This is a genomic window from Paraburkholderia caffeinilytica (assembly GCF_051027425.1).
Lineage (GTDB): Bacteria > Pseudomonadota > Gammaproteobacteria > Burkholderiales > Burkholderiaceae > Paraburkholderia > Paraburkholderia caffeinilytica_A.
Genome location: NZ_CP186553.1, coordinates 1,915,288 through 1,937,711 on the forward strand (window position 1 = coordinate 1,915,288; position 22,424 = coordinate 1,937,711).

Annotated in this window: 15 protein-coding genes; 9 read left to right on the plus strand and 6 right to left on the minus strand. The window is 63.5% G+C overall.

Annotated features, from left to right (window positions below; all coding sequences use genetic code 11):
• Nucleotides 1-53: 53 nt before the first annotated feature.
• Nucleotides 54-392: a BON domain-containing protein gene (locus ACOSV0_RS29065; protein ID WP_434110492.1), complete on the minus strand. Its 339-nt coding sequence runs from the start codon at nt 390-392 to the stop codon at nt 54-56.
• Between the two features lie 355 nt (nt 393-747).
• Here ACOSV0_RS29065 and ACOSV0_RS29070 point away from each other — a divergent pair, with 355 nt between their 5' ends.
• The 5 genes from ACOSV0_RS29070 to ACOSV0_RS29090 all read left to right on the plus strand — a co-directional run bounded on the left by ACOSV0_RS29070 (nt 748) and on the right by ACOSV0_RS29090 (nt 9,938).
• Entirely contained in the window at nt 748-2,223 is a 1,476-nt protein-coding gene (locus ACOSV0_RS29070; RefSeq protein ID WP_434110494.1) for an RNA polymerase factor sigma-54, read from the plus strand.
• A gap of 136 nt (nt 2,224-2,359) precedes the next feature.
• Complete coding sequence (locus ACOSV0_RS29075) at nt 2,360-3,547, plus strand: pyridoxal phosphate-dependent aminotransferase (RefSeq protein WP_434110495.1); 1,188 nt, start codon at nt 2,360-2,362, stop codon at nt 3,545-3,547.
• 259 nt (nt 3,548-3,806) lie between these two features.
• Complete coding sequence (locus tag ACOSV0_RS29080; protein ID WP_434110497.1) at nt 3,807-5,606, plus strand: S10 family serine carboxypeptidase-like protein; 1,800 nt, start codon at nt 3,807-3,809, stop codon at nt 5,604-5,606.
• Between the two features lie 214 nt (nt 5,607-5,820).
• A complete protein-coding gene (locus tag ACOSV0_RS29085; RefSeq protein WP_434110498.1) occupies nt 5,821-7,665 on the plus strand; it encodes a VRR-NUC domain-containing protein in 1,845 nt (614 codons plus the stop codon).
• The gene (locus ACOSV0_RS29090) at nt 7,662-9,938 is read left to right on the plus strand and encodes an ATP-dependent DNA helicase (protein WP_434110499.1); all 2,277 of its coding nucleotides are present in this window, start codon (nt 7,662-7,664) and stop codon (nt 9,936-9,938) included. Before ACOSV0_RS29085 ends, ACOSV0_RS29090 begins: the two co-directional genes overlap by 4 nt.
• A gap of 71 nt (nt 9,939-10,009) precedes the next feature.
• Here the strand turns inward: ACOSV0_RS29090 and ACOSV0_RS29095 are convergent, their stop codons facing one another.
• The 3 genes from ACOSV0_RS29095 to ACOSV0_RS29105 form a co-directional block, all read right to left on the minus strand.
• Nucleotides 10,010-12,514 (minus strand): mechanosensitive ion channel family protein, encoded by a 2,505-nt coding sequence (locus ACOSV0_RS29095; RefSeq protein ID WP_434110501.1) that lies wholly within the window; start codon nt 12,512-12,514, stop codon nt 10,010-10,012.
• 304 nt (nt 12,515-12,818) lie between these two features.
• Entirely contained in the window at nt 12,819-13,169 is a 351-nt protein-coding gene (locus ACOSV0_RS29100) for an NIPSNAP family protein (protein WP_434110503.1), read from the minus strand.
• A 267-nt stretch (nt 13,170-13,436) separates the two neighbouring features.
• Nucleotides 13,437-14,873, minus strand: coding sequence for a sigma 54-interacting transcriptional regulator (locus tag ACOSV0_RS29105; RefSeq protein ID WP_434110504.1), 1,437 nt, complete (start codon nt 14,871-14,873; stop codon nt 13,437-13,439).
• A 1,258-nt stretch (nt 14,874-16,131) separates the two neighbouring features.
• Here ACOSV0_RS29105 and ACOSV0_RS29110 point away from each other — a divergent pair.
• The gene (locus tag ACOSV0_RS29110; RefSeq protein ID WP_434110506.1) at nt 16,132-16,419 is read left to right on the plus strand and encodes a hypothetical protein; all 288 of its coding nucleotides are present in this window, start codon (nt 16,132-16,134) and stop codon (nt 16,417-16,419) included.
• Between the two features lie 302 nt (nt 16,420-16,721).
• Entirely contained in the window at nt 16,722-18,164 is a 1,443-nt protein-coding gene (locus ACOSV0_RS29115; RefSeq protein WP_434110507.1) for a nicotinate phosphoribosyltransferase, read from the plus strand.
• Nucleotides 18,165-18,243: 79 nt separating this feature from the next.
• Here the strand turns inward: ACOSV0_RS29115 and ACOSV0_RS29120 are convergent, their stop codons facing one another.
• Nucleotides 18,244-20,082, minus strand: a complete 1,839-nt coding sequence (locus tag ACOSV0_RS29120; protein WP_434110508.1) for an ABC transporter ATP-binding protein/permease — start codon at nt 20,080-20,082, stop codon at nt 18,244-18,246.
• A gap of 16 nt (nt 20,083-20,098) precedes the next feature.
• Nucleotides 20,099-20,974 (minus strand): extracellular solute-binding protein, encoded by an 876-nt coding sequence (locus ACOSV0_RS29125; RefSeq protein WP_434110510.1) that lies wholly within the window; start codon nt 20,972-20,974, stop codon nt 20,099-20,101.
• Nucleotides 20,975-21,217: 243 nt separating this feature from the next.
• Between ACOSV0_RS29125 and ACOSV0_RS29130 the strand changes: the two genes are divergently transcribed.
• Together ACOSV0_RS29130 and ACOSV0_RS29135 are read left to right on the plus strand one after the other, a co-directional pair.
• Entirely contained in the window at nt 21,218-21,706 is a 489-nt protein-coding gene (locus ACOSV0_RS29130; RefSeq protein WP_434110512.1) for a molybdopterin-dependent oxidoreductase, read from the plus strand.
• A 54-nt stretch (nt 21,707-21,760) separates the two neighbouring features.
• Complete coding sequence (locus tag ACOSV0_RS29135) at nt 21,761-22,396, plus strand: nitrogen fixation protein NifQ (RefSeq protein WP_434110514.1); 636 nt, start codon at nt 21,761-21,763, stop codon at nt 22,394-22,396.
• The last annotated feature ends 28 nt before the right edge of the window (nt 22,397-22,424 follow it).

The window sequence follows — 22,424 nt, forward strand, 5'->3', positions numbered from 1 at the left end:
GTAAACGCTAAAACGGCTCGACACATGTCGGGCCGTTTTGCATTCGTTCGACCTTATTCCGCGGCGACCTTCAGATGGTTCTTCACGCTCGAAACACCATCGACGCCCTTCACGACTTCTCCTGCGGCGGCCTTGTCGTCGGAAGACGGTACCGAACCCGTGAGCCACACCACGCCCTTGCGGGTCTTGACGTGGATATGGGTCGACTTGACGTTCTTCGCGCCAAGCAGTTCGGCCTTGACCTTGGTGGTGATGGCGCCGTCGTCGACGTGCTGGCCGATGGTTTCGGACGCTGCCGACGGCGCCGAACTGCTGGTTTGCGCCGTAGCGTTCAGTGCGAATGCGACACAGGCAATACTGCCCGCGGTCTTCAGAAGTTGGATGGTCTTCATGGTTTCTCCTTTAGATGTTGATGAAAACGGGTTTTGTTGCCTGAAGACAATCGGTCCGCAAGCCATGTGCCCGGCCCACCGTACGGATACCTCGAATACCGGAAAAGCCGTTACCGCCCATGCGTTTAGACAGAGGAATAGCGGCGTGTCTGCGCGCAGCGTGCTGTCCGGCGGCCTGAAAGGTGCGCGACCGGAATTTGCCGGGTGCTTGTAAAAATGGGGCTCGCCGCACGGTGCAATCGGCGGGCCTGAAAGAGCAAAACTTAGAAAAAACAGTGCGTTGGGCGAACTGGTATGACAGTTGCTGTATAGAGGCCACGAACCATTTTTCAGCGATTAACGGGACCTCACTACAATGCCTTCAATCGAACTACGGACAAGGCAGTCTCTCGCACTCACGCCACGTCTGCAGCAATCAGTGCGCCTGTTGCAGTTGTCGTCTCTGGAGTTCCAGCAGGAGTTGCGTACAGCGCTCGACACCAATCCGTTCCTCGAGTACGACTCGTCGGAAACGGAAGACGTCGCGCTCGCCACTGCGTCGCCGGGCGACGATGCCGGTACGACACCTGCCACGGACATAGTCGCCGCGGCCGAAGCCGAACCGATTCCGGCCGAAGCCAGTGGTACGACGGAGAGCGCGGAGCAGGACGACATACCCGGCGACTTTTCGGGCGAGTACAGCAGCCGTAGTTCGACGCGCCAGAATAGCGACTCCGAAGGCAGCGATCCCGCCGAATGGGCGCGTTCGCAACCCACCTTGCGCGAGCAGCTGCACGACTCGCTGCGTTTGTACCGGCTCGACGAGCGTGACCGCGCGGTGGCCCGCTTCATCGTCGAAGCGCTCGACGACGATGGCTATCTGCGTCAGACGCTCTCCGATCTTGCAGAGAGTGTCGATCTCGAACCTGTACTGACCGAAGAGGAATTGCTGGTCGCATTGCGTCTTGTGCAATCGCTCGATCGTCCCGGTCTCGGTGCGCGCACGCTGTCCGAATGTCTGTCGCTGCAAGTCAGCGCCTTGCCGGCGGACACGCCGGGACGCGAGGTGGCACGGCAGATCGTCGACCATCATCTCGAACGCCTCGCGCGCCGCGAGCAGGCTGAACTGCAAAAGCAGATCGGCTGCAGCGCCGAGGAACTGCGCGTGGCCTGCGCGCTGGTGCGCAAGCTCGACCCGAAGCCGGGCAACAGCTACGGCCGTACCGAAGACAACTACGTGGTGCCGGACGTGATCGTGCGTCAGGTGCGCAACAAATGGGTCGTGACGATCAATCCGGCGGTGCAGCCGCGCGCTCGCATCCATCGCATGTATGCGGAGCTGTTCGCGCAGTCGGCCGGTACGAGCCGTTCGCCGCTCGCGCAGCAATTGCAGGAAGCGCGCTGGCTGATCCGCAATGCGCAGCAGCGCTTCGATACGATTCAACGGGTGGCCGAATGCATCGTCGCGTATCAGAAGGCCTTCTTCCAGTACGGTGAAATAGCGCTCAAGCCGATGGTGTTGCGCGACGTGGCTGAAGAACTCGGTCTGCACGAGTCCACCATTTCCCGTGCGACCGGCAACAAATATATGGCTACGCCGCGCGGCATCTTCGAGTTCAAGCACTTCTTTCCGCGTGAACTCGGCACGGAAAGCGGCGGCACCTGTTCGGCCGCGGCCGTGCGCGCACTGCTCAAGGAAATGATTGCCGCGGAAAATACGCACGATCCGCTGTCTGACGTGACGCTCGCGAAGATGCTCGCGGATCAGGGCGTGCTGGTGGCGCGGCGCACGATAGCGAAGTATCGCCATCTGATGAAAGTGCCGCCGGCCGAGTTGCGCCGCCAGGTTTAAGCGGACGTCACCCGATCCAGCGAAGCTTTATCGAAGGGTCATGCGAGACTGCGTGCTCGCATGACTCTTTTTCGTATCTGGACGTTTCGCGCGCGCCCCATTACATTGGCGGCTCAAGTCGAAACGGGGTGAGTCAATGAAGTACTCGAATCTGGTCGAGCGTTTGCAAGGCAAGCGCACGTCGGCGTGGGAAATCCATCGTGTCGCGCAACAGGCGCTCGCCAATGGCGAGGACGTGATCGTGCTGAGCGTCGGCGACCCCGACTTCGCAACGCCCATGCCGATCGTCGAACGCGCCATCGAGGCATTGCGCAGCGGCGATACGCATTACAGCGCCGTGTCCGGGCGTGAACCGCTGCGCGTGGCGATTGCCGAAGAACACACGCGCACCACCGGTTGCGCCGCGAGCGCGGCTAACGTGATTCTGACGGCGGGTGCGCAGAACGGCGTGTTCGCCACGTCGCTATGTTTGCTGGAAGCGGGCGACGAAGTGATCGTCCCCGAGCCCATGTATCTCACGTACGAGGCCTGTGTGCGCGCCGCGGGCGCCACGCTCGTGCCGGTGCCGGTCGATCCCGCGCGGGCGTTTCATCTCGACTGCGACGCGCTCGAAGCGGCCGTCACGCCGCGCACCAAGGCCATTTTCTTTGCCACGCCCTGCAATCCGACCGGTGTGGTGATGCCGCGAGCCGATCTCGAGCGCATCGCGCGCCTTGCCAGCGAGCACGACCTTTGGGTGCTGTCCGACGAGGTTTATGCGGATCTCACGTTCGAGCGCGAACACGTAAGCATTGTTACGTTGCCCGGCATGGCGGAACGCACGGTGACGCTCGGCAGTCTGTCGAAATCGCATGCCATGGCGGGTTGGCGTGTGGGCTGGGCAATTGGGCCTGCCGCACTCATCGAGCATATGGGCCGGCTTGCGCTGGCTATGCTCTATGGCTTGCCGGGTTTCATCCAGCAGGCAGCATTGACGGCCCTGCAGAACAAGGCGCCGATCGTCGCCGAGATGCGCGAGATTTATCGGCGCCGCCGTGACGTCGTGTTCGAGCGCCTGCATCGCGTGCCGGGTTTGCGTTGCCTGTTGCCGGAAGCTGGCATGTTCATGATGCTCGACGTGAGCGGCACCGGCCTCGATACGGTCGATTTCACCTGGCAACTATTTCGCGCGCAAGGGGTGTCGCTGCTCGATGCCAGCGCGTTCGGCGAGACCGCGAATGGCTTCGTACGGTTGGGTTTCGTGGTCGACGAAGCGAGCCTGATCGACGCGTGCGAACGGATTGCTGCGTTTGTCGGTGGATTGCCGGTGCGTAATCGGGCGTAGTCTGGAAGAGACACGCGGCCGAAACCTTGAGCGCCAGACGAGGTCCTCGCGAAGCCACGATCGCTGAATGGCTTTCTTAAGTATTTCGTCCCGCTTTCGCTTCTCCTCGTTGAAACGAGGCGGTATGTGAGAGGCGCGCGTTACAGCCAGTTTTCGGTTGACGTAGTCAATGCTTGCGTCAAGAATCGTTCGCCGAGTTCGTCTTAGTCTGGACGGTCGGATATCGACGCATATCGACTCGCAGCCGGGAACCACGCATATGGCCCTCCGCTTCTACCTCTCGTTGCGCCAATCACTGGTGGCAGGATCCATGGCGGTCGCGATGGTGGCGATGGCCTTGCTCCTCGCCGTCCTTGCCGCGTTCAGCCAGATGTGCGCCGCGGCCGAACTGGACGACTCATCCGCGGCATCTGCGAGCACGGACATGGCGACGTCCCCGGCGAGTTCGGTGAACGTGCCAGGCACACCCAGCGTGCCTGGCGTTCAGGCAGAGACCGCGGGCAAGTCCGTCGATGCAAACGGCCAGGCCGCTAAAGCGTCGCGCGCCAATCCATCACGTACCAGCCGTTCACCCGAGGTTTCCGCGCCTGCCGAGAACGATACGCAAGACAATCCGCAGCACGACGCCAAACCTGTGGCGATCCCTGTGCCGCCGGAAAACACGGCAGTGACCCAGCATTCGATCCGGCTCGACGGTCGCAAGATCGACTACACGGCGACCGCCGGCAACCTGCTGCTGCGTGACAAAAACGGCCAGGCGAATGCAAGCGTCTTCTATACCGCCTACACGGTCGCCACCAAGGCGCCCTCGACGCGTCCCGTCACGTTCCTCTTCAACGGCGGACCGGGCGCGGGCAGCGTGTTCCTGATGATCGGCTCGTTCGGCCCGAAGCGGGTGCGCACGGCGAGTCCCGCGAGTACGCCACCCGCGCCGTATGCGCTGGAGGACAACCCCGATAGTCTGCTCGACACGACCGATCTGGTCTTTATCGATGCGGTCGGCGCGGGCCTGTCGAGGACCGTCGGGCACGGCACGGGGAAGGATTTCTGGGGCGTCGATAAAGACCTCGACGCGTTTGCGCAATTCATCGACCGCTATCTGACGGTGAATCAGCGCTGGAATTCGCCGAAGTACCTGCTCGGTGAATCGTACGGCACCGCGCGCGCCGCGATGCTCGCGTACCAACTGGGGCAAAACAATATTGCGCTCAACGGCGTGATCCTGATGTCGTCGGTACTCGATTCCTCGGCGTTTTCACCCGGCTTCGATTTTCAGAGCGAAAGCTACTTGCCGAGCTTTGCAGCGATTGCGTGGTACCACGACAAGATCGTGCCGAAGCCGGCCAACCTGCCGGCCTTTCTCGACGAGGTCCGCGCGTTCGCGCGTGGACCTTATGCGCAAGCGCTCGCGCAAGGCGATGCGTTACCCGACGCGCAGCGCGACGAAATCGCTGCACGCGTCGCGCAGTTCACCGGGCTCGACGTCGATTATGTGAAGCGCAGCCGTCTGCGTCTTTATCCCTCGCGCTTTCGCAATCAATTGCTGCGTGACCAGTCGCACAGCGTCGGCCGTTTCGATGCCCGTTTCGAAGGCCTCGAATTTGACGGCGTGTCCGAGCGTCCCGATTTCGACGCATCGGTCAGCAGCGTGGCGAGCGCGTTTGACGCCGCGCTTCATCAGCATTTTGCGCAAGACCTGCACTTCACGCCCGCCGACCGCTATCGCGTCTTCAACGACGATGCGTTGAAGCAGTGGGACTGGAAGCATCGCGAATGGTGGGGTGAGCAATTGTCCGTGCCGTATGCGGCGGGCGATCTCGCCGAAGCGATGCGCCAGAATCCGCAACTGCGCGTGATGTCGTTGAACGGTTATTTCGACCTCGCCACGCCGTTCTATGCAACCGAATACGCGCTCGCCCACCTGGGTATCGACGCGCCGCTGCGCGCCAACGTGCGGATCGCTTACTACCCGACCGGCCACATGATCTATCTGGACGATGCCGCGTTGCATGTGCTCAAGCGGGATCTGGCGAGCTTTTATGCGGCGGGTAAGGGCTAGCTTGAGTCATTGGATTTTTCGTCGCGGCGGACGTCGAAGACATGCCGATTCGCGGTGCGCCAGGCGGTGGTTGGCGCTGGTAGCGGTGGCGGCTTAAGAAGCTGGCCATCGATGCGACGATTTCATTCATAGGCAAGACCGCCGGCGAAACGGCCGAGGCAGCCACGAACTTTGATATCATCACTGTATAAACATACAGGTTTCGTGATAGCCCGTGGCGACAGAAGCTCCGTCAGACGTCCGTTCTGATGCCCCTTACTACCTGCTGAACTTCGAGCGTGCGCTAACGTGGCTCGACGAGCGTTACGGCGATCTGCTGGACGCGCACGAGCTCGGTTTCCTGCGCGATTTCGCCGCTTTGCCGCAACCGTCGCGCGCCTTGCTGGTTCGCATGCTGATGCGCAAGGGCACGCTGTTCCGCGCCAGCCGTCTTTCCTACGACGAGATCGGTTGCCCGTTTCAGGCAGTTGCGCCACTGGCGGCGCTCGGCTGGGTCGATGCCGAGCCGGATTTGACGCTTGACGATCTGTTTGCGCTCACCACACGTCCCGAGTTGCTGCTGATCTTTGCGGACGCGATCGCTTTGATCCCCGGCGCGAAGAGCTTGCGCAAACCCGATCTGCTGGAAACGCTACGGCCGTTTTACGGGCGTGAAGGCGAGGCTCAAGGTGACGGCGAGGGCGGCGAACAAGGCCCGCTTGCGCATCCTTTGTCCACATGGCACAGCCACACCACCGATCGCGTCTTTCACGTCGTCATCGCGCCGCTTTGCGAGCGTCTGCGCCTGATGTTCTTCGGCAATCTGCAGCAGGACTGGTCGGAGTTCGTGCTTGCCGATCTCGGCGTGTTCCAGTACGAGAAGGTCGCATTCGCTCCGTCGTCGCGCGCGTTTCAGCAGCGCGTGGACGTCGATGTCTATCTTGCGTTGCATGCATGCCGCGAGGCGCTCGACTGGCTGCCCACCGGCGACCCAGAAGCAGAAGCCGGGGCGATCGGCGAGCTCGTTGCCGCGATCGCCGCGATCGAAACCTCGAACCCCTGGCTCGAAACGCGCCGCGCGAAACTGCTGTTTCGTATCGGCCAGCATTGCGAGCGTCAACAGAGCTGGCCGGCGGCGCTTGCCGTCTACGAGCGTTGCGCGTGGCCCGGCGCGCGCCATCGGCGCTTGCGTGTGCTGGAGCGCAGCGAACGATTCGACGAAGCGTTCGCGCTCGCTTCGCAAGCCGCGGCCAGGCCCGAAAGTGAAGAGGAAGCGCAGCGCGTCGCGCGCATGTTGCCTCGTTTGCAGCGCAAGCGTGGCGAGCCGGTGGCGCGTGTGCCTGCCGCACGGCCGGTCGAGCGCAGCACATTGGTGTTGCCGAGGCCGGAGGTGCCGCACCCAGTCGAATACGTGGCCCGCGACCATCTGACTTGCGACTCCGCTCCGGTTCACTACGTCGAGAATGCGCTGATCAATTCGCTATTCGGCCTGCTGTGCTGGGAGCCGGTGTTCGCGGCGCTGCCCGGGGCGTTTTTCCATCCGTTCCAGCGCGGACCGGCCGATCTGCATGCGCCGGATTTTCATGCGCGCCGTGCCGGACAGTTCGCGGCATGTCTTGCGCAACTCGACAGCGGCGCCTATCGCGAGACGATTCTGCGGCATCTGCAAAACAAGGAAGGTCTGCAATCGCCATTCGTATTCTGGGGCTTGCTGACACCGGAACTCATCGCCCTGGCGCTCGATTGCCTGCCTGCCGCGCATCTGAAACTATGGTTCGAGCGTTTGCTGCGCGACATCCGCGGCAACCGGTCGGGCCTGCCGGATCTGATCCGTTTCTGGCCGGCCGAACGCCGTTACGAGTTGATCGAGGTAAAGGGCCCCGGCGACCGTTTGCAGGACAACCAGATCCGCTGGCTCGCCTACTGCGCGCAGCACGGCATGCCGGTGCGCGTGCTCGACGTGCGCTGGGCGGATGAAGACGCCGGCGTGTCCGAAGTGGCAGCAGAAGCCGGGACCGGGGTGAGGGCAGAGATCGCAGAAGTGGGCGCGAGCGCGGCTCCGAAAGAGGCCACCTCATGACCTACGTGGTCGCCGTGCGGGCGATGTGCGAATTCACCGCGCGGCGCGGCGATCTGGATCTGCGCTTCACGCCCGCACCCACCTCGCTGGAAGGCATGGCCGGCCATCTGACAGTTGCCGGGCGGCGCGCGGGCGGCTACGAAACCGAGATCACGCTGACCGGCACGCATCGCGGTTTGACCGTGCGTGGCCGGGCCGACGGTTACGACCGGGCGGCGAACCGGCTCGAAGAGGTCAAAACCTACCGCGGCGCGCTCGAACGGATGCCCGCCAATCACCGCACGCTGCATTGGGCACAGGCGCGGGTGTACGGCCATCTGCTATGCCGCACCCGCGGGCTCGCCGAATTGACGGTCGCGCTGGTGTACTTCGATATCGGCACGCAGAAGGAAACGGTGCTGACCGAAACGCACACCGCGCGTGAACTGGAGATTTTCTTCGTCGAGCAATGCGAATGCTTTCTCGACTGGGCCGTGCAGGAAGAGGCGCATCGGGCCGCGCGTAACGCCGCACTCGGCGCCTTGCAGTTTCCGCACGGGCAGTTCCGCAGCGGTCAGCGCGAACTGGCGGTGTCGGTGTATCGCGCGGCGCGTGACGGCAAGCCGTTGATGGCGCAGGCGCCCACCGGCATCGGCAAGACGCTGGCGACGATTTTTCCGCTACTCAAGGCGTGCGCGTCGGACCAGATCGATCGCGTGTTCTTCCTTACCGCGAAAACGCCGGGCCGCGCGCTGGCCCTCGATGCAATCGAAACGCTTCATCAAAGCGCCACGCCGTCCGTTGAGCGATTGCCGCTCAGAACGCTGGAGCTGGTCGCGCGCGACAAGGCCTGCGAGCATCCCGACAAAGCCTGCAACGGCGAGTCCTGTCCGCTCGCGAGCGGCTTTTACGACCGGCTCGACGCGGCTCGCAGCAAGGCGTTGGCAGGGCCCAGGCTCGACCGGGCGTCGGTGCGAGAAGCCGCCCTCGAACACGAGGTCTGCCCGTACTACCTCGCGCAGGAACTGGCGCGCTGGTCCGACGTGGTGGTCGGCGATTACAACTACTACTACGACAGCAGCGCGATGCTGTACGCGCTCACCCAGATCAATCAGTGGCGCGTCGGCGTGCTGGTCGACGAGGCGCACAACCTGCTCGAGCGGGCACGGCGCATGTACAGCGCGTCGCTCGATCAGGCTGTGTTCCGGCTCGCCCGCAAAACCGCGCCGGCGACGTTGAAGAAGCCGCTTGAACGGCTTCAGCGCGAGTGGAACGCCGTCAAGCGCGCACAGACCGACACCTATCAGGTCTATACCGACGTCCCATTCAAGCTGCTTTCGGCCGCACAGAATCTGATCGGCGCGGTGACGGAGCAACTTGCCGACGCACCCCTTTCAATCGACGATGCGTCGCTGCGGTTTTTCTTCGATGCCATGCATTTCGTCGCGCTGGCGGAGCAATTCGGCGAGCATTCGATTTTCGACATTACGCTCAGCACGGATCGCTACGCGCCGCGCGACAAGCGCAATGCCACGCTGTGCGTGCGCAACGTGATCCCGGCGCCGTTCCTCGCGGGGCGCTACGCTGCCGCGCGCACCACGGTGATGTTCTCCGGCACGCTCAATCCGTATCATTTCTATCGCGACACGCTGGGTCTGCCCGAGCAGACGAACTGGCTCGACGTAGAAGGGCCGTTTCGCGCCGAGCAACTGCAGGTGCGGGTGGCCGGCAATGTATCGACGCGCTGGCGGGACCGCGAACGGTCGCTGGTGCCCATCGCCGATCTGATCGCGCGGCAATACGCGACGCAGCCGGGCAACTATCTCGGCTTTCTGAGCAGCTTCGAGTATCTGCAGCAGGTGGTGGCGTTGATGCGCGAGCGTCATCCGACATTGCCGGTATGGGCGCAGGAACAGGGCATGGACGAGCCGGCGCGCGATGCATTCCTCGCGCGCTTTCGCACCATGAACCAGGGCGTGGGCTTCGCGGTGTTAGGCGGCGCGTTCTCCGAGGGCATCGATCTGGTCGGTCAGCAACTGATCGGCGCCTTTATCGCGACGCTCGGCCTGCCGCAGATGAACGACGTCAACGAACAGATGCGCCGCACCATGGACGCGAAATTCGGCAGCGGCTACGACTACATGTATCTGTATCCGGGTTTGCAGAAAGTCGTGCAGGCCGCGGGCCGGGTCATTCGCACCGAGCAGGACCAGGGTGTGGTGCATCTGATCGACGACCGCTACCGGCGCCCGGAAGTGCAGCGCCTGTTGCCGCGCTGGTGGCAGGTGCAATAGGTCGACAACAGGTCGACACAGGCACCGGCGGGCAGAGACGAGCACAGGCAGGCACAGACGAATCGCGCACCTCACTTCGCTTCGGGTGTCTCGCGCGCGCCGTTCGAGTCGACCTTGGCCGGTACGCTCTCCGCATCCCACGTCAACAAATGCCGCTGCGGGTTCGCGATTTCGATGCCACGCGCGCTGAACTGGTCGAAAATGCGCCGGTTGAATTCGCGCTGCACGCCCCAGCGCGCGGTGTCGCGGCATTGGATCTGGCCGGCCAGCGTCACCGCTGAACCATCCAGCCCGTCCACGCCCCAGAAGCTGAAGTCGGACAGGATGCCGTCCTTGAACTTCTCGTCCTCGCGCAGCGCGGCGCCGATTTCCTTCAACGTGGCGATAGCCAGATCGACATCCGCGCCGAACACGATATTCACCCGCACCGCCGCATTGCCGAGCCCGCGATTGGTGTTGTTCACGGTCGAGACCGAACTGAACGGCACGGTGTACAGCGAACCGTCGCTGCCGCGTAAGCGCACGGTGCGGATCGACAGATATTCGACCGTGCCGGATACGCCCGCGAGCGTGACCCAGTCGCCGACCTGCATGGCGTTTTCCATCAACAGGAACATGCCGGTGATGAAATCCTGCACGAGCTTTTGCGAGCCGAAGCCGAGCGCCACGCCGAAGATACTCGCGCCCGCCAGCAGCGGCCCGATGTTCACGCCGAGTTCGCTCAAGCCGGTCAGCACCACAACCAGCGCGATCACGCAGAAGAGCGCGCTGCGCAGCATCGGCAGGAGGGTGCGCAGGCGCGCGGCGCGCACCAGGTCGCCACTGGTGGTCCAGCGGTCGAGCCGCCGTTCGACCGCCACGTTGACGCTTTCCCACACCAGCAGCGCGATCGCGGCGGCAACGCCGATCGTGATCATCGCCGAAGCCAGCCGATGGCCAATCGAACCGGCCCGGAACAGTTCGCCCACGTTGACGCCCCATACCTGCAGCAGCGCGAGCGCGGTGACGACGCCGATGATCCACGAGACGACTCGCCGCAGCAGCGGGTAATAGCGGTAGGCATGCTGGTGCACGAGCGACTGCTCCGCGTCGCCCTGGACATGGAAGAGCCGCGCCATCGCACCGAAAATCACGATCGAGACGACTCGCGCGCCCACCAGGATCGCCAGCGTAATGCCGCCGAGATGCAGCAGGGTGTAATAGCCGTTCTGCACGTCGAGCGCCCAGATGAACCATAGCGCCATCACGATGAACACCGCGAACCATGCCCATGCGTCGGCGAGTGCATTGCCGAACATTTGCAGCGACTCGCGCGCGGCGAAGCGCCTGCGGATCAATTCGCCGACCGGCTTCGCGCATCGCAGGATCAGGATCGAGATCATGATGTGGCCCGCGAGCGCGACCACCTTCATCAGCGCGAGATGCGCCGCGTCGTTCAAACCGAGCGCCTGCGCGATCTCCGCGATCGCAGAACCGGCGCCGACCACGGCGACGATCCGCACGATCCAGCGCTGCACGAAAACGGCCCACGCATCGCTCATGCGCAACAGGCGCAGGCGCGGCGCGGCGGGCTGCAGAAAGAAGCCGCTGACGATCACGATCACGCGGCACAGCACGTAGATGTCGATCAGAGAATCGAGCGCGCGGTCTTGCGGCGTGCCATCGTCGGTGAAGATCGACATCAGCGCGCTCGCTGCGCCGACGAACACGAAGAGCGGCAACAGGCGCAGCACCATCGTCAGCAGCGCGCGCGGCAGACGCTGCAGGAGCGTCAGGTGAAGCACGGCTTTCTGCTGGCCTTTGGCTTCGGTGGCCTGGCCTGTGGAGCGCATGGGCGAGGGCGATGACGAGGACGTGCCAGGCTGTTTCGCCGCCTGCGCCGACGCATCGGGAGAAACGGGCAGCGGCGGCGCGGCATTCGGCGCATCGACCTGTTGCGGCACGACGTCGACGGGCAGGTCGGCTTGTAGCGCGCTGTCTTCATCGCCACGTTCGCGGCGCGCGGCGAGGGCCGTGTAGGCGCGGCGCAACAGGCGGCGCGCGAGCCATTCGAGCCCCAGCGCGGGCAGCAGCGCCGCCAGCAGCGACCAGACGACCTGGCCGAGCACGCTGCGCGCGTGCGGGTTGGTCGATTGCCAATGCCACCAGGCACGCACCGACCCTATGTCGAGCAGCGCGGCGGCCGAATTGCGCAATGACGTGCCAAGGTGCGCGGCCCAATGCGCGCCCTGACGCGCCAGTTGCGAAGCGAGGCCATTGGACTTGAACGCGGCTGGCGCGAGCGCGGTGGCGCTGCTGGCCGCGGCGGGCGCCGAAGCGGCCGCAGCCGCCGAGGCTGGCGGCGCGCTGAGCGCACCCGCTGCGGCAATCGCCTCGAGCGTGTCGCTGACTTGCGCGCGGCGCTGGGGATCGTTGAGGACGCTGAGGGCCTGGCGAGCCTGCTCAGGTGTCAGGGTGAGCGCGGCGCCGGAAGCCGCAGAGGCGGCAGAGGCGGCGGGTTGAGCCGCTGCGGCAAAGGACGGCGGAGCGCCCAGGAGGAGAAAAATGACAAACCAGGCGTGAAATATTTTGCGCATAGGGTGTAAGGCGGGGTACCAGGTGCGGACGACGGTGCCGGGACGCGTGGAGCGGTTCGGCGAGGCGACCCTGAACCGACACGGGTTCGGCCGTACAAGTTCCATCCGTGGCGGCTTGCGGCGGTCAGGCGAAGGTTCGGCCAGTTGGATTGAATTGTAACGTCAGGTAGCAGAAAGCTTGCCTGACGGAGGGCGCCGACCACTTGTACTTCAGCCGCGACGCGGACGCAGCCGCCCGGGGCTGCGTCGTCAAAAGCGAAAGCGCCGGGGCTTCGGACCTTCGGGACATCGCGTCCGCCAACGTCTATTCCGTCGCTTCCATCCCGCCCATCGCAGCCAGCCCCAGCGTGCCTTCGACGACTTCGGTGAAGGTGCGTTCCTCGCGCAGAATGAAGCGCTTCGTCTGCGCCAGCCTGAAATTTTCGCGCGCTTCGGGATCGGTTCGCAGCCGCGCCCGGTACGTTTCATACGCGGCCAGACTGTCGAACGCGATCAAGCCCCACGCGATGTCGTTGGTGCCTTCGTAGGGCAGAAAGTAGCCGAGCAGATGACCGCCGCAGCGGGGAATAATGCGGCCCCAGTTGCGCGCGTAGTCGTCGAAGGCATCGCGTTGGAATGGATCGATCTGATAACGGATAAAGCAGGTAATCGTCATGTGCGAGCTCCCAATCGGATGAGGATGGTCCGAGGACCCGGACTCCAGTATGGCCGCAGGTTGATCGCGACGTTTCGCTACGTGATGAACTGTCGATGTAGCAGTGTGACTGTTGTGTGCGGCGCATTGCGAGCGGGCATCGTCAAAGAGGATTCGACGAGCGGGTTACGACGGCCGGCGCTCCGGCGCGCGGCAACCGGCGCGGCGCGGGTTCGCGGAGGTTGGCCCGCTTGACCCGCGCTAGACCCGCTTAAGCAGCCCGTAAGGTCAAGCCAGCGTTGAAGCGTGCCGCTCCGCCTCGTCGTCGGCATCCGCGCCGCCGTTCGTGTTCGAGGCGCGCCCGGCCGCCGGTTCCTGATGCAGCCGGTTCGCATGCATCAGGCGATACAGCGTTGCCCGCGAAACGCCGAGTTCGGCCGCGGTCTCGGACAATTTGTAGCCGTGCCGTTGCAACGCGTGCTCGATGGCGTCCTTTTCGGCCTTGCTGCGGATCTCCGCCAGGGTGATGGCCGGCCCGGCGTCGGTTTCCGGCAGGCCGAGGTCGCTTGCCGTGATAAAACGACCTTCGCTCATCACCACGGCACGGCGCACGCAGTTGATCAGCTCGCGCACGTTGCCGGGCCACGGATAATTCGACATGGCGACGATCGCATCGCTCGACAGCCCGCGCAATTTGCGCGCGCCGTCCTGACGGTACATGCTGAGCGCGTAGTTGGCGAGCAGCTTGATGTCGCCGCCACGCTCGCGCAATGGCGGCTCGACGAGCCGCAGCACGCACAGGCGGTGATACAGGTCGGAGCGGAAACGGCCGTCTTCGACGGCTTTGTCCAGATCGACGTGGGTCGCCGAAATCACCCGTGCGTCGACCTTGATCGTGCCATTGCCGCCCAGCCGTTCGATGGTGCCTTCCTGCAAAAAGCGCAACAGGACTGCCTGGCATTCATGCGGCATATCGCCGATTTCATCCAGAAACAGGGTGCCCTCGTTCGCGCTTTCGATCCGGCCGATCTTGCGCTGCAACGCGCCGGTAAAGGCGCCGCGCTCGTGGCCGAACAATTCGGCTTGCAGCAGGCTCGGTGGAATGGCTGCGCAATTGATCGCGACAAACGCCTGGGCCGCGCGCGGCGAGCGCTCATGAATCGCACGAGCGGTCAGTTCCTTGCCGGTGCCCGATTCGCCGGCGATGAACACCGGTGCTTCGGTCACGCTGCATCTGTCGATGCGACGGTATAGCTGCTGCATGGCCTCGCATTGCCCGACCATGCCGTGCTGGCCGAGCGACGGCTCCGGCGCGGCCGGCGCACGCCGCAGGCTCGACAGCCCGTGCGCGTGGCCCAGCGCGAAGACGAGCCGCTCGTTCAGCCACGGCCGGGTAACGAAATCGAAGCAATAGTCGAGGATAAAACGGCTGACCAGTTCGTTTTCCGCCTGGCCCGGCGCGATCTGCGCGACCCAGTTGGTTTCGACGCGCCGCATGCAGGAGGCGAGGATGGACAAATGCTGGGACGTGCAATCACCAGGCAATTCGACGAGCCCGACCTTGATGTTGTCGCGCTCGATTATCCGTTCGGCAATCGCCGTGCTTCTGGCGTGCACCGCTTGCCAGCCCGATGCCGCCAGGAAGCTGGCGAGATCGTGGTCGGGCGAGTTCGATACGTATAGAACGGTGCGTTCGGTGTCGACAGGCGTGCAAGTCGTATTCATGTAACCCCCGGATCGTTGCGGCTCTCAGAACTGGGCAAACCGGTAAGGACAAACTCACGGTAGCGGCAATGACGGGGGCATGGAGTCGCGGCGTGAGCCGCGAGGTGTTACACATCGGACCGGTGGCAGAACAGCGTTCAACGCTGAAACCGCCGGATTATTTCATCCCCGTATCATTCAAGCCCGTTTTTGCCTTTTTGGCCTGACACAGGCGCTCTACATGGCGCATGGCTTAACCATAAGCGAAAGCGCTTTCGAGCGCTATACAAACAAATATGGATTCAGAAGTGTTTTTCATGTCGCGAGAGGGTGGCTTGCTGTTCAGAAATAACCGGTCAAGCCCGGCTATGTGCGGCATGCCACACAACGTTGCAAACCGCATTGCTGTCGATGTGCGACGGATATCGTGCTCTCGGGCCGCCGTGTCTCACGCTTGCGACATGTTCGGCATCCTGCCGTCAGCGCCGTTTCGTGGCCCGAAGCATCGGCATTTTTGACCGGATCGTGCCGCAAAGCACAGCCGGACGTGGCCCGCCGAAGCGTGCAACCGGCCATGCAGGCAGGCAGATCCTTCCGCGATGCGTTGGAGGGTGAACGAATCGTGTGTCGAATCTGAATCATCGTGTACGGCCCGGCCGGGTCCGGCGACGTGCGCAGCGGCAAAATCACCGTGCAGCAGGGGATTGATGGTGCATGGCACAGCCATTGCAACAGGAGCCTCACAAACGAATACATTGCCGCCAGCATTCTGAGAGCCGTGGAAGCAGCAACTGGAACCCGGTGGCAAACATTGTCTTCGTAAGCGCGGCCGGGGAAGCCAAGGTGTCTTACGAAGGTGCGGCGGGGCCACCGAAAAACGGACGTCAAAAAAACGGGAGGAATGGCCGATACGACGTATCGGTCATTCGTCACCGGACGACGTGAAGCGCTGACCACGCCACTTTTTCTGTCCGGCTGGACGGATTCGAAATCGACGGCCGCCATTGATGGCCAATAGCGACAGGTACCGCACTCGAGCCATTCGCGAGCGCGCGACGTACAGAACAGGGAAGGGCAGCGCACGGTCAGGACCGGCCGGCGCGAAGAAGCGGGGAGGAACGGCCTTAGTCTCCATAGAGAGGCACATGCTACGAGGTGGACCGGGCGCCATGCCCGCATATTGGCGCGGGCATGGCTTACCTGGATACGGCGGAAATGGCCTGGAAGTGGCCTGGAAGTGGCCTGGAAGCGGCCGGTCATTCGGGATTCGGGGGTTGTCATGAAAACGATCAGCAAGCCGGCCGCATCGCGGCTGGATCACCACACCGCAGCGCACGGCGCACGTCTCTGTTATCGGCGTCGCTTTGCGTGGCAGCGTACCCTGTTCGCAGCGCCGCCGGTCGATCTGCTCACACTGGTGATCGCCGAGGCGATGAAACGCAAGGCTCAGCCCGAGATTCAGCGCGACGTGTTGCGCGACGCGGTGTTTGAGATCCCGGTTTCGCGTGAATCAGAGCCCGAGTGCGGCACGGACACCTACTCGTCCGATCCCGACGAATACACCTGAACGTCTAGTGTTAAGGGCGTTCGGCCGCCTGTTCACAGCGCGGCCGAATGCCGGCGAACGTCGGGATTCAGAACGCGATCATTTGCGGACGCCCGTTTGCGCTGCAGTCTGAGTGCATGGTGCGGGAGGCGCGGCGTCTGTCCAGCGTCGGGCCGTGTCGGGCTGACACGGGTAAGGTGCGGTTTCGGGCGATGCCGGGCATGTTTTGCCGGTGTATGGTGTAGTTGTGCCTGCGGCGCAGGCGGCAAGACCCCGGCCCACCTGATTTCCCTTAAGCGAGCCGCACGAGCCCAGCATCATTCATGCAGAACGATACCCACCCGCTCAACGACATGGCGTCGATCCTGTCCAATCCGATCCTCAACACGGATTCGTATAAGGCGTCGCACTACCTGCAATATCCGCCCGAAGCGTCGGCGATGTTTTCATACATCGAGTCGCGTGGCGGGCGCTATGACCGCACGCTGTTCTTCGGCCTTCAGATGCTCATCAAGGAGTATCTGTGCCGCCCCATCACCGCGGAGATGATCGGGCAGGCAAAGGCGTTCTTCACTGCGCATGGCGAGCCGTTCAACGAAGCCGGCTGGCGCTACATCGTCGAGCGCCATCACGGCTATCTGCCGGTGCGGATTCGCGCCGTGCCGGAAGGCTCGGTGGTGCCCACGCACAACGTTCTGGTCACGGTCGAATGCGACGATCCCCAGGTGTTCTGGCTGGCCTCGTATCTGGAGACGATGCTGCTGCGCGTGTGGTATCCGATTACGGTCGCGACGCAAAGCTGGCATCTGCGCAAGACGATTCGTGCCTATCTGGAGAAGAGTAGCGACGACCTCGCGCAACTGCCGTTCAAGCTGCACGATTTCGGCGCGCGTGGCGTGTCGAGTGCGGAGTCGGCGGCGATCGGCGGCTCGGCGCATCTCGTCAGTTTCATGGGTTCGGATACGGTGCTCGGCGTCGTTGCCGCGAATCGTTTCTACAACGAACCGATGGCGGCGTTTTCGGTGCCGGCAGCAGAGCACAGCACGATCACGTCATGGGGACGTGAGCGTGAAACGGATGCGTTCCGCAACATGATCGCGAAGTTCGGCAAACCGGGGGCGATCGTTTCGGTGGTGTCCGATTCCTACGACCTGTACGCCGCGCTCCAGGTGTGGGGCACGGAGTTGAAGCAGGCGGTGCTCGATTCCGGCGGCACGCTGGTGATCCGGCCTGATTCCGGCGATCCGCTGACGATTGTCCTGCAGACCATGCGGGCGCTCGAGGCGTCGTTCGGTTCGACGGTGAACGGCAAAGGGCGGCGCGTGCTCAATCACGTCCGCGTGATTCAGGGCGACGGCGTGAATCCGGATTCGATCGAGGCGATTCTGGCGGGTATGGATGAAGCGGGCTTCGCCGCGGACAACATCGTGTTCGGCATGGGCGGTGCGCTGCTGCAGCAGATCAATCGCGACACACAGCGATTCGCCATGAAGTGTTCGGCCATCCGGCTTGGGGATGAATGGCGCGACGTGCACAAGGACCCGGTCACGGATGCCGGCAAGCGATCGATGAAAGGTCGGTTGACGTTGCTGGTGAACCGTCACACAGGCGAGTATCGGACGGTCACGTTGCCGGTGGTGTGGGATGACCGTACCGTTGAAGATGATTGGGACGAAGCGCTCGTCACGGTTTTCGATTCAGGCAAATTGCTGGTCGACGTTGCATTTTCTGAAGTCAGGCAGCGGGCTCACGCGGGTGAGGGTTAGCTGGTATCGGCGCTGGCCGTGGCGGTGGCTAAACCGCCAGGTCACCGCTCGCTAGCGCGCAGGACAAACCAAGCGCGGACTAGCTCACATTCCAGACCGAAACGCCGACGGCATCCACATCGATCCGGCAAGCACTTCCTTCCTGCAACCGGGCATCCTCGTTCGCGATGTCGAAGCGCACGCCCGCGATATTCAGGCGGACATATCGCTCACCACGCCGTAACTCGACCGTATCGACCACGCCGGCATGAGCGCCGTCGGGAGAAATCGTCACGGCATGCGACGAGATGCGCCACATCACCCGCTGCCCGGCGGGAATCGCAGAGCCGCCATCGCCCGTGGAGATCGCCAACCCATTGCCGATCTCCACGCGTCCAGGCGCAGTCATCAAACCTTCGCCGACGTTGTGCAAGCCGAGCAGCTCGGCAACCCGCATCGAAGCCGGCCGTTCGAACACCGTGTCGATGGAACCGGCCTGCAGCACGCGCCCCTGTTCCAGAACCAGCACCTCATCGGCCAGCAATGCCGCTTCGTCGGGATCGTGCGTGACGATGATCGTCACCGCCGCAATCTCGCGCTGCAATGCCCGCAGCGACTGCTGCAAACGACGCCGCCGCGGCGTATCGAGCGCCGCGAACGGTTCGTCGAACAGCAACAATTCGCTATGACGCGTGAGTGCCCGCGCCAGCGCCACACGTTGCCGCTGACCGAACGACAATTGATGCGGCAGGCGTGCAATCAGCTGCGCGAGGCCGAGATGATCGAGCCAGTAACGCGCGCTGGCCGCGTCGGCGTCGACGGGAAACGCGAGTTGCTGCGCGACCGTCATGTGCGGAAACAGACCGTAGTCTTGCGGCATGTAGCCGATCTGGCGGCGCTCGGGCGGCAGCGTGCTCAGGTCGGTGGCGCCGAGCCGCACGGAACAGGATGCGTTGGATTCGAGCCCTGCGATCAGGCGCAATGCCAGCGATTTACCCGAGCCCGACGGCCCGATGATCGCAAGCCGCCGCGTCGCGGGCGTCCATGCTATGTCGAGTTCGAACGCGCCAAGCCGGCGCTGCAAATGAAAGGCGAGACGAAGATCGGACGTCTCGCCCCGGCTCGCCGTCAGATCCGCGCCAGGTTCCAGGGCGTCGTCGCCGTTTTCGGTTTGTTCGAGCGACGCTTTCTGCCGAAGGCTATAGATCGACAGCGCCGCGCAGACAATCGCGATCGCGAGCGTGGGCAGAAGCAGAGGCATCATCGCCGGCAGGCCCTGGCCGCCGAACACGACGTACGTGTACACCGGCAGCGAATACGGGTGGTAAGCCACCATCACCGTCGCGCCGAATTCGCCGAACGCACGCAGCCACGCGAGCGCGAGTCCTGCGCGAATCGCCGGCCATGCGACCGGCAGCATCACGCGGAAAAAGCGGCTGCCCGCATGATGGCCGAGCGTCGCGGCCACGTCGTCGAGCACGGGGTCCACGGCGGTGAACGCGGACTTTGCGGCGATGATCAGGAAGGGGGCGGCCACGAAGGTTTCCGCGAGCACGATGCCGGCAAACGAATCCGTCAGTGCCCCGTTGGTGAACCGGCCGACCCAGCTATACGGGCCGAGCAGAAACAGCAGCAGCACGCCGCTGGTGAGCGGCGGCAAGGCAAGCGGCAACTGTACGACGAAGCCGAGCAGCGCCACCTTGCGCGAATTCGAGCGCGCCAGAAAATAGCCGAGCGGCACGCCGCCCAGCAGAATGACCAGCGAAGCCACGCTGGCGCTTGCCGCCGATACAGCGACCGCCGACCACGTTGCGTGCCAATCGACATTCAGCCAGTCGGCCGCGCCGAGTTGCGGCACGCTCGCGACAAACGGGGCGCACAGATAGACGGCAAGCAGCGCCGCCAGCCAGAGCAGCGGCCGTGCGGTGGGCCGGTTCACTGCCTGTTTCGCCACCTTATTGCGCGGCGTCGATCACGGCTTGTACCGAAGGCGGCATTGCTTGCACGTTGCCGGTCACGGTGGGCTTGATCACGTCCACGCCGTGTTGCTTGAGGAGCGCGCGACCTTGTGCGCTCAGCAGGAAGTCGACGAAACTGCTCGCGCCCGCATGGTTCGGTGCGTCGCTGAGAATCGTCAACGTGTAGCTTGCTTTGGCCTGCAATTCGGGTGCGGGACGGATCGCCGGAATCTTCAGATCGGACGTTTCGGTCGAATAGAAAAAGCCGCCGTCGAGCTGGCCGGATTGCAGGCGGCCCACCAGCGTTTCTTCAGGCAAAACCTGTGCGGGATTTTCCGCTTCGCCCAGCGTCTTTTCGACGAGGTCCGGCTGGTGGTAGAGCTGCGCGGCCTTCGTCACCATTTCGACGGTGAACGCGCCTTTGGGGTCGAGCTTCGGATCGGTACGGCCGATACGGATACCCGGCTCCTGCAACACCTGATCCCAGCGCTTGCTCCTGAAATCCGCCGCGAACTTGCTTTGCGGGTTGTAGCCGATCATCAACGGCGATTCGGCGAAGTTCACATACCACGTGACGTGGTCGCCGTTCGCCTCGCCCATCAGGCTGGTGTTCACCTTCGGACTCGCGCTGATGAACACGTCGCCGCGGCGCAGCTTGCCCTTGATCTCGTTGGCGATCTTGTTCGAGCCCGCCGCATAGCCGCGGAACTGCTGGCCGGTGGCCTTTTCAAACGCCGGCCCCACGCTGCGTTCCATCAGATTGACGAGCGAACCGGCGTACAGCACGTTGACCGTGTTGTCCTGCGCGAAGGCGGGAGCGGCTGCCACCACCCCGGCGGCGACCACGAAAGATGCAAGGAGCTTGCGAATCATACGATTAACCCCGATACGTTATTAAGAGCGCTATATTACGACGTCATCGCATTGCGTTGTGCGCCGCTGCGCGTGTCATGCGACATTGCCGGCGCGGACGAGGCCGGCCGAGTGGCCGATATGCCCGGCGATATAGTGCGTATCGATGCATTTTCGCGCCGCCGCGGCCATCGCAGCGTAATATACACACGGACATAACGTGTGAACAGGCCGCTCAGGCATCGATGCTGGAGATAACCGCAGATGGATAGTGTGAATGTGATCGCCGCGCCTGCCGTCGCTGGCGCGCTCGTCCTGAGCGGACGGTTCCAGCGCCCGCTGTCTTTCGATCTCGCGCGGCTCAAGGGTTACGAAAGCGTGCTGTCCACGCCGTTCGATCTGCGCTGCTACACGACGAATCGTTTCATCCGCAGCGTCGAGCCATATCGCGGCGTGCGTTTGACGACCCTGATTTCGGAAGCAGGGCTGCCGAACGAGGTGCCGGGCGAGTTCAAGCGCACGGTGTTCGTGGCGGTGGGGCACGATGGCTACGTCGTGACGTTTTCGTGGCATGAACTGTTCAATACGCCGGTCGGCGAGAACGTGCTGGTCGCGTACGAATGCGGTGGCCGCGCGATCGATGCCGAGGACGGCGCGCCGATTCTGTTTTCCGGCTCGGATATTCTGCCCGCGCCACGCCACGTCAAACGTCTCGCACGTATCGAGGCGCATGTTTTGAAACCTTTGGCGTAGGCGATTCGAGCGACAGGCGTAACATGGTTGGCCGTTCATCATCGTCTCGCCGCCATGTCTGACGAACCGCTTTCGCCCGCTGCGGATGTTGCCGCGCGTGGCCCGGAACCGTTGCTTACGTCGCTCGACGCGCAGGTTGCCGAATGCCAGGCAAAATGGCTGGCTGCGGCCACAGACCCCGCATCGCCCGATACTCAATTGTTTGCCAGACTGATCGCCGCGCGCGACGTGCGCCACGAACTCGCGCTGTTGGGGTTGTCGCAGCAAACATGGGGCGCGCTACTGGAGCGGCATTTTGCGCGCGCCGCAGTGTCGGCGTCGTTGTCTTCATTGCCGCCCGCCAACACCGGCGAACACGCGGAATTCGTCGAAACGCTACGTGCGCTGCTGCTCACGTATTCCAGCATGGCCGTCGACGCGAACGACGCTCGCTGCCTCGCCTCGATCATTGCTCACGCGTGCCTGCGGCCGGATCACCTGTGGCGCGACCTCGGTCTCGCGGGCCGCGAAGAAGTCACCTGGATGCTGACGCGTTATTTCCCCTCGCTCGTCGCATTGAATGTCGGCAATCTGCGCTGGAAGAAATTCCTCGCCCAGCAACGCGCGCTTTCATTAGGGCTTCAGCCTGGCCCGGCGCCCGGTTGCCCGGGCTGCGAAGACTACGGGCATTGCTTCCCGGACCGCCACTGATGGCCATTCAGCCAGGGTGGCAGGGTGA